The sequence below is a fragment of the Streptomyces sp. SID12488 genome, from assembly GCF_010548275.1.
GTDB lineage: Bacteria > Actinomycetota > Actinomycetes > Streptomycetales > Streptomycetaceae > Streptomyces.
In genome coordinates, this window is record NZ_JAAGLT010000013.1 from 150,564 (window position 1) to 162,360 (window position 11,797).

Here is an 11,797-nt window from a genome sequence, read left to right on the forward strand (position 1 = left end):
GTTTTCACCCGGATGTGCCCAGAGCAAGGCGGGGAGCTTACGATCCTGTCCGTGTCCAAACTGACCGACGTGCCCAAACGGATCCTGATCGGGCGCGCACTGCGCAGTGATCGGCTCGGCGAAACGCTCCTGCCGAAGCGCATCGCTCTCCCCGTCTTCGCCTCCGACCCCCTCTCCTCCGTGGCCTACGCCCCTGGGGAAGTGTTGCTGGTCCTGTCGATCGCGGGCGTGTCGGCGTACCACTTCAGCCCGTGGATCGCGCTCGCTGTCGTCGTACTGATGTTCACTGTGGTCGCCTCCTACCGCCAGAACGTGCACGCCTACCCGAGCGGCGGCGGCGACTACGAGGTGGCGACCACCAACCTCGGCCCCAAGGCCGGCCTCACGGTCGCCAGCGCGCTGCTCGTCGACTACGTGCTGACCGTCGCCGTGTCCATCGCCTCCGGCATCGAGAACCTCGGCTCCGCCGTCCCCTTCGTCGTCGAGCACAAGGTGTTCTGCGCGGTCGCCGTCATCGTGCTGCTGACGCTGATGAACCTGCGGGGCGTCAAGGAGTCCGGGAAGCTGTTCGCGATTCCGACGTACGTGTTCGTCGCGGGCGTCTTCATCATGATCGCGTGGGGCGCGTACCGCGGCCTGGTGCTGGGCGACCACATGCGCGCGCCGACGGCCGGGTACGAGATCAAGGCCGAACACCAGGGACTGGCCGGGTTCGCACTCGTGTTCCTGCTGCTGCGCGCCTTCTCCTCCGGCTGTGCCGCGCTCACCGGCGTCGAGGCCATCTCCAACGGTGTGCCGGCCTTCCGTAAACCCAAGTCCAAGAACGCGGCGAGCACGCTCGCGGCGATGGGCATCCTCGCCGTCACGATGTTCTGCGGGATCATCGTGCTGGCCATGACCACCAAGGTGCGGATGGCCGAGAACCCCGCGCACGACCTGCTGGACAAGGGCGTCGAGGTCGGCTCCGGCTACGTCCAGAACCCGGTGATCTCGCAGGTCGCCGAGGCCGTGTTCGGTGACGGCAGCTTCTTCTTCATCCTGCTCGCCGCCGCCACCGCGCTGGTGCTCTTCCTGGCCGCCAACACCGCGTACAACGGCTTCCCGCTGCTCGGTTCGATCCTCGCGCAGGACCGCTACCTCCCGCGCCAGCTGCACACGCGCGGCGACCGGCTCGCCTTCTCCAACGGAATCGTGCTGCTCGCCGGCGCCGCCATCCTGCTGGTGTGGATCTACGGGGCTGACTCGACCCGCCTCATCCAGCTGTACATCGTCGGCGTGTTCGTGTCCTTCACGCTCAGCCAGACCGGCATGGTCCGGCACTGGAACCGCCACCTGGCCACCGAGAAGGACCAGACGAAGCGCCGGCAGATGGTCCGCTCCCGCGCCATCAACACCTTCGGCGCCTTCTTCACCGGGCTGGTGCTGGTCGTCGTACTCGGTACGAAGTTCACGCACGGCGCCTGGGTGGCGCTGCTCGGCATGGTGATCTTCTACGCGGTGATGACGGCGATCCGTAAGCACTACGACCGGGTCTCCGAGGAGATCGCCGCCCCGGAAGGCCCGAGCGACGACAGCGTACGGCCGTCCCGGGTGCACTCGGTCGTCCTGATCTCGAAGATCCACCGGCCCACGCTGCGCGCGCTCGCGTACGCGAAACTGATGCGCTCCGACACGCTGGAGGCGCTCAGCGTCAACGTCGACCCGGCGGAGACGAAGGCGCTCCAGGAGGAGTGGGAGCGGCGGGGGATCACCGTCCCGCTGAAGGTGCTCGACTCGCCGTACCGGGAGATCACCCGGCCCGTGATCGAGTACGTGAAGGGGCTGCGCCGGGAGTCGCCGCGCGACGTCGTGTCCGTGATCATCCCGGAGTACGTGGTCGGCCACTGGTACGAGCAGCTGCTGCACAATCAGAGCGCGCTGCGGCTCAAGGGGCGCCTGCTGTTCACGCCGGGCGTGATGGTGACGTCGGTGCCCTACCAGCTCGAGTCGTCCGAGGTGGCCAAGAAGCGGGCCCGCAAGCGGCAGGACTGGAACGCGCCCGGATCCGTCCGGCGCGGGCCGGCCCAGGAGCGGACACACGAACCGAGCTCGAAGAACTGACGGCTGTCGGTTGTCGGTGACCACGTCTGGTAAAGGCTTGTGGTGAGTGGTCGGGCGGCACCCACGTAGACTGGTGGGCTGTTGTCCGGCCGTTCCCTTTTCTCTCCCCTGGAGTCACCCCGCCATGCAGGCAGAACCGAAGAAATCGCTGGCGGGGCAGGAGTACGAGGTCGAGGTCGGTCCCGTCGCCCACGGCGGCCACTGTGTCGCCCGTACGGACGACGGACAGGTGCTCTTCGTCCGGCACACGCTGCCCGGTGAGCGGGTCGTGGCCAGGGTGACGGACGGTGAGGAAGGGGCGCGGTTCCTGCGCGCCGACGCGGTGGAGGTGCTGACGGCGTCCAAGGACCGGGTCGAGGCCCCCTGTCCGTACGCCGGACCCGGCCGCTGCGGCGGCTGCGACTGGCAGCACGCCAAGCCGGGAGCCCAGCGCCGCCTCAAGGGCGAGGTCATCACCGAACAGCTGCAGCGACTCGCCGGTCTGACCCCCGAGGAGGCCGGCTGGGACGGCACGGTCATGCCGGCCGAGGGCGACAAACTGCCGCCGGGCGAGGTGCCCCAGTGGCGTACGAGGGTCCAGTACGCGGTGGACGCGGACGGCAACGCCGGGCTGCGGCACCACCGTTCGCACGAGGTCGAGCCGATCGAGCACTGCATGATCGCGGCGCCCGGCGTCAGCGAGCTGGGCATCGAGAAGCACGACTGGTCCGGCATGGAGTCCGTCGACGTGATCGCCGCGACCGGATCCCAGGACCGCATGGTAATCCTGGAGCCGAAGCCGGGCGCCCGGCTGCCCCTGGTCGAGCTCGACAAGCCCGTCTCCGTCATGCGGGTCGAGGAGCACGACGGCGGCATCCACCGGGTCCACGGCCGCGGCTTCGTCCGTGAGCGCGCCGACGGCCGTACACACCGGGTCGGCAGCGGTGGCTTCTGGCAGGTCCACCCGGCGGCGGCGGACATGCTGACGAAGGCGGTCATGCAGGGTCTGCTCCCGCGCAAGGGCGACATGGCCCTCGACCTCTACTGCGGCGTCGGCCTCTTCGCGGGCGCCCTCGCCGACCGGATCGGCGACAAGGGCGCGGTCCTCGGCATCGAGTCGGGCAAGCGCGCCGTCGAGGACGCCCGGCACAACCTCGCCGCCTTCGATCGCGTCCGCATCGAACAGGGCAAGGTCGAGGCGGTGCTGCCGCGCACCGGTATCACCGAGGTCGACCTCATCGTCCTGGACCCGCCGCGCGCGGGGGCCGGCCGGAAGACGGTCGAGCAGCTGGTGAAGCTTGGGGCACGCAAGATCGCGTACGTCGCGTGCGACCCGGCGGCGCTGGCGCGGGATCTGGGGTACTTCCGGGAGGGAGGGTATCGGGTGCGGACGTTGCGGGCCTTCGACCTGTTTCCGATGACCCATCACGTGGAGTGTGTCGCGATCCTGGAGCCGGCCGCAAAAGGCGCCTGAGTCACCGCTCCGTGGGGCTCATGTGACGCTTGTTCTGTACTCGCTCGGGCTGACGCCGTGTTCCCGTTTGAACGCGGCGCTGAGAGCGAAGGCGTTGGAGAAGCCGACGTGGTCCGCCACCTTGGCGAGCGTGGCGTCGGGCTCGCGCAGGAGGTCGGCGGCCAGAGCCAGGCGCCGTTTCCTCAGGTAGGTCATGGGCGGCTGTCCGGCGAGGGCGGCGAAGCGGCGGGCCAGGCCGGCCCGGGACACGCCGGTCCTCGCTGCCAGGGCCGGCAGGGTCCACGGGTGGGCGGGGTCGCTCCGCAGCATCCGCAGGGCGGGGCCGACCACGGGGTCGCCGTGCGCCCGGTACCAGGCGGGGACCTGGGCGCCGGGGCGGGTGAACCAGGCGCGCAGGGCGGTGATGAGCATCAGGTCCAGTACCCGGTCCAGGAGGATCTGCTGACCGGGCTCCTCGCGGGTGATCTCCTCGAACGTCGTCCGGCCGACCGGGCAGACACCCACGTGCGCCTCGATGACGGCCAGGGGTGGCAGCGCGGCGAGCAGTCTGCCCGGGGTGCCGCTGCCCACGGTGTACAGAGCACTCATCAGGAGCGTGCTGTCGGCCCCTTCCGTGTCCCAGGCGCCGGCACCCGGAGCTCGGGGGCCGGCCGGTTCCTCGCGGGGAACCGGCCGGGCAGGCTTCCTTCCTCAGCGGGCAGCCGGCCCCTTCAGGAACTCCGCCAGTGTCCGCGTCAGGGTGTTGTGGCCCGGGGCCGCGAAGAGCGGGTCGAGGTGGTTCATGCCGGTGTCCGTCTCGTAAGTGGCGTACGGGATACGGGAACCGGCCACCACCCTGCGCGCCGCCTCCTCGATCGTGCCCTTGGCCTGGCTCGTCCCGAAGGCGTACAGCGGTACGTCGAGACGGTCGGCGTGGTGCAGTCGCAGGCCCAGGGAGCGGGTGAGCGGGGTGTCGGTGTAGGCGTCCGCGACGTCGAGGTCGACGGAGAGCCGGGCGGGCCAGTACCACTCCCACACGGTCGGCACCGGACCGGCGTACGCCGCCGCGACCCGGCCTATCGGTGTGATCCCGGCGTCGACCCAGCCGCGTACGTCCCCGCTGTCGGCGAGGTGTCCCGAGTGCACGGTGATGGCGTTCGGCCAACCGAAGCCGGCGTCCACGAAGAAGCCCAGCAGGGCCGCGTTGGTGACGGTGTACGGCAGGCGCAGGGCGTCGGGCAGACGGGGCTGGAGGACCGAGGTGCCGTCGGGGTCGTGGAGCGCGTAGTGGCCGGCGAGCTGGTACCAGATCTGGGTGCTCTCCGCGCGGCTGCCGAGCCCCACACCGCTCAGGGTCAGGTCGAAGACCGCCCCGGCGTCGATGGCCGCCAGCCGCTCCCGTACCTCCTCCGGCGAGTCGTGGACCGGGTCGCCCGTCCCGTCGAAGGCCCCGAGCACCCCGCCGTCGACGGCCACCAGCCCGGCGAGGTCCCGGTAGCCGGGGCAGCCGTCGAAGTCCCAGGCCGCGTACGCCATCGCGGTCGTCGCTCCCCAGGAGTGCCCGCCGAGCACCACCCGCCGGCCACCGCGCCCCGCCGACCGGACGACGGCCCGGAGATCGGCGAGCGTCAGGGGCAGGCCCCAGCGCGCGGCGAAGGGGGAGGCTGCCGGGTCCTGGGTGCGGTAGTGGCCGCCCAGATAGTAGGAGAGGGGGTCCGGGCCCGTGAATCCCGTCCGGTCGGCGAGGTTCTCCTCCCGGCGGTCGAGGGCCCACACCTGCAACCCGGGCACGGCCGCGACCAGGTCACGGGCCAGCAGCCGGAAGTCGTTGGCCGCCCCGAACATGCCGGGTACCAGCACGAGGACGGTGGTCGCCGTGCCGGGGCCGACCTTCAGGACATGCACCCGGTCCGTCCCGGCGGGCCCGCCCCCGGCGCCCACGGCCACCGGCACGTACGGCTCCGGGCCGGCTGCCTGTCCGGCGGCGCCCGGTGCTCGTCCTGCGGCCAGTGCGGATCCGGCCCCCGTGCCGGCGGCGGCGAGCGCCACACCGCCGATCATTCCGCCCAGCACCGTACGGCGTGGCAGACGGCTCGTCATCTCACGTACCTCCAGGGAGAGTTGGTCGTGACCAGCTTCCCCCTCGCCCTCGACGGCCCACGCACCAGGGGTCACTTGCGCGACTCCACGGCGGCTCCTCGGCGGGGCCGCTGTCGGCTGTCCGCCGTCAGCGCACGGACCGGCCGTTGGCGACAGTCGCGTCCGGGGTTCCGCCGCTCGTCCCCGCCCTGGCACGCACCCGGCGTACGAGGTCGGCGGCGGCCTCCGGCCACTCGGCGTGTTCGAAGGTGAAGCCCGCGTCGAGCAGCCTGCCGGGAACGACACGGCGGCTCTTCAGCAGGAGTTCGGTGTCCGAGCGGAGCGCGAACGCGCCCAGCTCCGCCATCCACCGCGTCGCGGGCAGACCCACCGGAACGCCCCACGCGGCGCGCAGCGCGCGCATGAACGCGCGCTGCGGAAGGGGGTGGGGAGCGGCGAGGTTCACCGGGCCGGTGAGGTCGTCCCGGTCGGCCAGGAACTCGACGGCTCGTACGAAGTCGTGGTCGTGGATCCAGGACACGTACTGCGCGCCGCCCGCGACCGGGCCGCCGAGGCCGAGCCGGGCCAGCCGCAGCAGGACGTCGAGGACGCCGCCGCGGTCCGGGCTCATCACCATGGCTGTCCGCAGGGCGACCTTGCGCGTCGCGGGGGTCGCCGCCTGCTCCTGGGCCCTCTCCCAGGCCTTGGCGATGTCGACGCTGTAGGCCCAGTAGTCCGGTACGCCGGGTTCGGCGCCGCCGATGACGCCGGTCGCCTCGTCGTTCGGGGCGTCGAAGCGGTGGGCGTAGACCGTGGCGGTGCTCATCTGGAGCCAGAGCCGGGGAGGCCGCGCGGCGCCTGCGATCGCCTCGCCGACGACCTGGGCGGAGTGCACGCGCGAGTCCATCATGGCCCGCAGGTTGGCGGGCGTGTAGCGGCAGCTGACGCTGCGGCCCGCCAGGTTGATCACGACGTCGCTGCCGTCGACCGCCTCGGACCAGGCGCCCAGGGTCTCGCCGTCCCAGCCGATCTCCCGGTCGTGCGCCGGCCGTCGGGTCAGGACGGTGACGTCGTGACCCGCGGCGGTGAGCGCTCGGTTCAGGATGCCACCCACCTGACCGGTTCCTCCGGGTATGACTACCTTCACGGCTCCCCCTAGGGCTTGGAACGTGTTGGTGAGAGAGTAGCGCAAATATTTGAACGTGTTCAAAAAGCGCCCGGGATTCGGTGGCGGTGCTGACAGGATCTGTGGGTTCGATCTGAGTGCGGGGGCCGGAGTTCGGCGGGGAAGCGTTCCCCTTCATGCCTCCGGACTGGGAACTCGCAGGTCGGACGGAGCATCTGCAGGGTGTCCGGAGGAACCCCGCCGACCGGCCGGGGGTACCCCGTCGAACCGTTGATCGGTACTTTGCGTACCTACCGGTGACGTTCGAGCGCCGGACAGGAGGATGAGAGCCGTCATGACTGCCGGGTGGGGTGCACGCACGCTACGGGCCGCGGTGTTCGCGGCCGTCTGTGTGCTGCTCGCCGCCCTCGGCCATGTGCTGATGTCCGGATCCGCCGTCGCCTGGTGGACGCTGGCAGCCGGGGCCCTGGTCACGGGCGGCGCGGGCTGGTGCCTGACCGGCCGCGAGCGCGGACTCCCGCTGGTCGTGGGCGTGGTGGTCGTCGCCCAGGGCGCGCTCCACTCGGCGTTCTCGCTCACCCGGAGCACGGGGACGGGCACGGGCGCGGACGCGGGTGCGGGTTCAGCGGGCATGGCGATGGACTCCATGGACATGGCCGGCACCAGCGCAGTCACCGGCATGGGCATGGACATGGGCGCTGGCGTGGGTCACCTGGCCCACGGCGGCCATGGCATGGACGTCCTGTCGTCCTCGTACGGCATGCTCGCCGCCCACACGCTCGCCGCGCTGCTGTGCGGTCTGTGGCTGGCGTACGGCGAGCGGGCCGCGTTCCGCATCCTGCGGGCGGTGGCCGGTCGGCTGGCGGCTCCGCTGCGGCTGGCGCTCGCGCTGCCCGCGACGCCGGACCGCCCCCGTCCGCACCTGCGGCGCAGCGGCTCGGACCGGGCGCCGCGGCTGCTCCCGCTCGTCCACGTGATCACCTCTCGGGGCCCGCCGACAGGGCTCGCTGTCGTCTGAGACAGCTGGTTCCCCGGGACCGCTCCAGGTGGCACCGACGCGATCCGTGTCGGCCCCCGCGGGAGCCCCGGGCCTCGGCCGCACCCACCCTCACGGACGGCCGTCCTCCCTCTGCCGGTAGCGGCGTGCGCCCACGACGTCTCGTGCACCGCACCGCCCTTGCGTCGTGCTGCCTCGCACCGCGTCGCGTGGGCCGCCCTGCCGGATTCCGGATGATCCGAGAAGGACACCAGGTGATCACTCCTGTACTGCCCGCCCCGACCCTCCCGATCCTCTCGACCCTCCCGGCCTCCCCGGCCCTCTCGGTCGACGAGTCGATAACCGCCTGGGCGCTCGCCGCCCGTGGTGGCGATCCGGTCGCCGTCGAACGTTTCGTCGGAGCCCTGCACCGCGATGTGGTGCGGTACGTCGCCCGTCTCTGCGCCGATCCGCAGGCCGCCGACGACCTGGCCCAGGACACGTTCCTGCGGGCGCTCGGCAGTTTGCACCGGTTCGAGGGGCGGTCCTCGGCACGCTCCTGGCTGATGGCCATCGCGCGGCGCGCGGTGATCGACAGCTTCCGGCACGCCGCCGCCCGGCCCCGGTTGTGCGACACGGAAGACTGGCGGCTGACCGTCGAACTGGCTCAGCCGCGCGGGCTGCCCGGCTTCGACGACGGGGTCGCGCTCCTCGACCTGCTGGCCGCGCTGCCCGACGAGCGGCGCGAGGCGTTCGTCCTCACGCAACTGATGGGGCTGCCCTACGCGGAGGCGGCCGAGGTCAGCGACTGCCCGGTGGGGACGGTGCGTTCACGCGTGGCCCGGGCCCGCGCGACCCTCGTCGACCTGCTCACGGAGGCCGAGAGTCAGGCGGCGCCGGAGTCCGCGTCCGAGGTCGCGAACGAGCACCCGCCGGCGGTGCTGGCCGCCTGACGCGGGGGACGCGGCAGGGAGCTCACCGCTTCTCCCTGCCCGCGTCCGCCCGCTCCGGGTTCTCCGGCAGCAGCCCGCACATCGTCTCGCGTTCCTCGGGGCCGATCTCCGCGAGCCCCGAGCCGACGGTGTCGGCCAGCGTCGGAGAGGCCTCCGTGAACACGCGGCGGCCCTTGTCGGTGAGGGCCACCTCGACGCCCCGCTTGTCGCCGCACACCGAGCGCCGGGTGACCAGCCCGGCGTGCGAGAGGCAGGCGATCTGGTAGGTGAGCCGGGTCTTGGGGCGGCCGAGCAGCTCCGCGATGCGGGTCATCCGCAGCCCGCCGTCGGGCCGTTCGGCGAGCAGGCACAGCACCAGGAACTCGTCGTGGGAGACCCCGAGCGTGTCCTTGAGGACGGGGCCGAGCCGCTGCTCGATCGCCCCGGTCGCGGCCAGCAGGACCATCCAGCCCCGTAGCTCGGCCGGGAGCAGCCCGCCCTCCTGCGCGGTGGGACATCGGGTCAGCTCTGCGGAGTGTTCGGGAGGGGCGGCCATGCCGTCGATTCTACCGGTCGTCCAATTTTGCACTATGGGTTGTTCATATTTGGATAACAGGCTAGCGTGGCGCCATCGCCCCATCATCCAAATTTGGATGACTTTGGATGACTCGGGTCGCGCGACTCGCACACCTTGCACAACTCGCACGACCCTCGTTCCTGTCAGGAGACATTTCATGACCGTTGCCGTGGAAACCGGCCTGTGGCAGCTCGACCGGACGGCCTCCACCGTCGCCATCAAGCACAAGACGATGTGGAACCTGGTCACCGTCAACGGCACCTTCGCCATCACCGGCGGCGGTGGCGAGGTCCTCCCCGACGGCTCCGCCACGGGCACCCTGACCCTGGACGCCGCCTCCCTGGACACCAAGCACGCCAAGCGTGACAAGCACCTGCACGGAGCCGACTTCTTCGACGCCGAGAACCACCCCGAGATCACCTTCGCGGTGCGTGGCGCCGAACTCCGCGACGGCGACACGGTCGACGTCAACGGTCAGCTGACCGTGCGCGGCATCAGCCGCCCCACGACCCTCACCGCGCGCCTCACCGACGCAGGCGCCGACGCGCTCACCCTGGACGCGGAGTTCACCGTGGACCGCGGCCAGTTCGGCCTGGGCTGGAACCAGCTGGGCATGATCCGCGGCCTTACGACGGTCACGGCTACTCTCCGCTTCAGCCGCACCCCCGCCTGAGCTGAGGGGCGGTGCCGCAGGGCCGCAGGGCTCTACGGCCGCTCGCCCGGCAGCCTGACGTCCATGCTCGACAGCGTGTCCGGCGACGCCGTGAAGACGCGCAGCCGGATCCGCGTACCAGGGCGCCGGGGCACGTGGAACACCGGTCCGGGCGGCTGGAGCCGGTAGACGGCGCTCGCGCGGGCGGGCAGCGTGGCCGGCCCCCGGACCACCTTCCACCAGCGACTCATGCCCTGACCGGTGGTGAGCGTGAAATGGGGTGTGAGGGCGCTGTCGTCCACGTTCGTGACCCGGAGGGTCAGCTCCGACACGGCGCCCGGCCGGACCGTGAGCACCCTCGTCACCCGCATCCGCAGCGGCGGCGAACCCGTCGCCGCCACGGCGGCACTCGCCAGCGCCGGTACGAGGAGCAGCGCGGCCGTCGCGACCAGCGCGGGACGCCCGCGCGGACCCGACAGGAAGCGCGGCCGGGGCTGCCACGCGCCGGCGAACGACGCGGCCGGCGTGGTCACCGCGGCGGCCAGCCACAGCGGGGTCATCAGCAGGTAGTAGCCGTCCTGCGAACGCGTCGCCAGGAAGAAGGCGCACCACGGCAGCACCATGGCCGCCGGACCGAGCCGTCGCACGAACAGGACGAGCAGCGCCAGCAGGGCCCCCGTCAGCAGCATGCTCGCGTGGCTGTACCAGGCCAGCCGGTCGCTGCCGGTGGTGTAGTACAGCGCTACGCCCACCAGGCCCTGCCCGTGGATCGTCGCGTTCTGCGTCAGCGGCAGCGCGACCCCGCCCGCCCAGGTGCGCGGTTCACTCACGACGAAGTACGTGTTGATCAGCAGCCATACGGTGACCGCCGTACCGGCGATCCGCAGCACCACCCCGGCGGCGGGCCGGGCGCCCAGCTCACCCCGGCGCACGGCGTAGATCCCGGCCAGCAGGAACGGCACGAGGAACCACGGCAGTTGCTTCGCCGCGCAGGCCGCGCCCAGACAGGCAGCCCGCGCGAGGCCGCCCCACCCGAGCCGCCCGCCCGCACCGAGCCGCGGCCAGCGCACCACCACCGGGATGAGCAGCGCGAGCCCGATGATCGCCGGGTAGCCGAGCCGCGCGTAACTCGGCAGGAAACCGAAGCCCAGACACGCCATGGTCGCCGCCGACCGCCACGGCACCGGCAGCAGCCGCCACAGTGTCACCGCACCGACGAGCAGCGCCCCGGTCGTCACCGCGGTCGCCGCGAGCGCGCCGTGCCCGAGCCACAGGAACGGCGCGGTCAGCAGAGGGGCCAGGGGCGGGTAGCCGTACGTGAGGTCGTAGCCGCCGTTCATCGTCGGGGTCAGGGCGACGTCGGGGTTGTGCTGGAAGAGCCAAGGCCAGGGCTGCCCGTACACCGGGTGCCCGGCGACCAGTTCGCGGGCGGCCTGCGCGGTGAGGACGCCCTCGTCGCCGCCGCCGTGGTTCAGGGCGAACGTGCACAGGGTCAGTGTCACGGCCGTGACCAGGACACACAGGTCGACGTGGGCGAGCGAACGCGTCCGGCGGACGGTCAGCGCCAGTACTCCGCAGGCCAGGATCGACAGATAGCAGAGCGAGATGACGGCGGCGACGACGGGCCGGTGGCTGGCGGCCTGCGTCCACACCGCCCGCGTACCGATGAACAGGCTGACGGTCGCGAGCAGCGTCAGGACGCGATGCCACTGCGCGGGGGAGTCGGCCTCCGGGGCCCGGGATCGCGGAGGGGCCGTCTTCGCCGTGATGTCCGGCGCTGCTTCTGCCAAGTGCACGACACCGGAACGTAATCGTGCCCGGTGTGCCGCACGCGGGTGGAGGTGAAGGGTCCGGTGTGAGGCCGGTAAGAATGTCCGCCAGTAGTCATTTATGTCGATTCGGACGGCCTCGCGTCATGGCGTC

Annotated in this window: 9 protein-coding genes and 1 pseudogene; 5 read left to right on the plus strand and 5 right to left on the minus strand. The window is 71.7% G+C overall.

Translation table 11 applies throughout. The annotated features are described in order from the left end of the window. The first annotated feature begins 51 nt into the window (after positions 1-51). Both G3I56_RS21265 and G3I56_RS21270 read left to right on the plus strand, forming a co-directional pair. The gene (locus G3I56_RS21265) at positions 52-2,100 is read left to right on the plus strand and encodes an APC family permease (RefSeq protein ID WP_164411216.1); all 2,049 of its coding nucleotides are present in this window, start codon (positions 52-54) and stop codon (positions 2,098-2,100) included. Between the two features lie 124 nt (positions 2,101-2,224). Beyond that, complete coding sequence (locus tag G3I56_RS21270) at positions 2,225-3,553, plus strand: class I SAM-dependent RNA methyltransferase (RefSeq protein WP_164411218.1); 1,329 nt, start codon at positions 2,225-2,227, stop codon at positions 3,551-3,553. Between the two features lie 18 nt (positions 3,554-3,571). On the opposite strand, the pseudogene G3I56_RS21275 reads toward G3I56_RS21270, so the two are convergent. From G3I56_RS21275 to G3I56_RS21285, 3 genes and pseudogenes are all read right to left on the minus strand, one after another. Further along, positions 3,572-4,201 (minus strand): annotated as a pseudogene (locus tag G3I56_RS21275) (AraC family transcriptional regulator); the annotation flags it as partial. A gap of 42 nt (positions 4,202-4,243) precedes the next feature. After that, complete coding sequence (locus tag G3I56_RS21280; RefSeq protein ID WP_343240014.1) at positions 4,244-5,707, minus strand: alpha/beta hydrolase; 1,464 nt, start codon at positions 5,705-5,707, stop codon at positions 4,244-4,246. A gap of 52 nt (positions 5,708-5,759) precedes the next feature. Then, positions 5,760-6,758, minus strand: a complete 999-nt coding sequence (locus G3I56_RS21285; protein WP_164411220.1) for a TIGR01777 family oxidoreductase — start codon at positions 6,756-6,758, stop codon at positions 5,760-5,762. A 313-nt stretch (positions 6,759-7,071) separates the two neighbouring features. Between G3I56_RS21285 and G3I56_RS21290 the strand changes: the two genes are divergently transcribed. Together G3I56_RS21290 and G3I56_RS21295 are read left to right on the plus strand one after the other, a co-directional pair. Continuing rightward, positions 7,072-7,755, plus strand: coding sequence for a hypothetical protein (locus G3I56_RS21290; protein WP_164411222.1), 684 nt, complete (start codon positions 7,072-7,074; stop codon positions 7,753-7,755). Between the two features lie 233 nt (positions 7,756-7,988). After that, the gene (locus G3I56_RS21295) at positions 7,989-8,666 is read left to right on the plus strand and encodes a sigma-70 family RNA polymerase sigma factor (protein ID WP_343240015.1); all 678 of its coding nucleotides are present in this window, start codon (positions 7,989-7,991) and stop codon (positions 8,664-8,666) included. Between the two features lie 22 nt (positions 8,667-8,688). Here the strand turns inward: G3I56_RS21295 and G3I56_RS21300 are convergent, their stop codons facing one another. Next, positions 8,689-9,201, minus strand: a complete 513-nt coding sequence (locus G3I56_RS21300; protein ID WP_164411226.1) for a winged helix DNA-binding protein — start codon at positions 9,199-9,201, stop codon at positions 8,689-8,691. 178 nt (positions 9,202-9,379) lie between these two features. On the opposite strand from G3I56_RS21300, the gene G3I56_RS21305 reads away from it, so the two are divergent. Next, complete coding sequence (locus G3I56_RS21305) at positions 9,380-9,895, plus strand: YceI family protein (RefSeq protein ID WP_164411228.1); 516 nt, start codon at positions 9,380-9,382, stop codon at positions 9,893-9,895. Between the two features lie 32 nt (positions 9,896-9,927). Here the strand turns inward: G3I56_RS21305 and G3I56_RS21310 are convergent, their stop codons facing one another. Next, complete coding sequence (locus tag G3I56_RS21310; protein ID WP_343240016.1) at positions 9,928-11,670, minus strand: hypothetical protein; 1,743 nt, start codon at positions 11,668-11,670, stop codon at positions 9,928-9,930. Positions 11,671-11,797 lie beyond the last annotated feature (127 nt).

Excerpts from the sequence above, each read along its gene's own strand:
- G3I56_RS21270 (WP_164411218.1), top strand. The coding sequence starts at position 2,225 with ATGCAGGCAGAACCGAAGAAATCGCTGGCGGGGCAGGAGTACGAGGTC.
- G3I56_RS21290 (WP_164411222.1), top strand. The coding sequence starts at position 7,072 with ATGACTGCCGGGTGGGGTGCACGCACGCTACGGGCCGCGGTGTTCGCG.
- G3I56_RS21300 (WP_164411226.1), bottom strand. The coding sequence starts at position 9,201 with ATGGCCGCCCCTCCCGAACACTCCGCAGAGCTGACCCGATGTCCCACC.
- G3I56_RS21305 (WP_164411228.1), top strand. The coding sequence starts at position 9,380 with ATGACCGTTGCCGTGGAAACCGGCCTGTGGCAGCTCGACCGGACGGCC.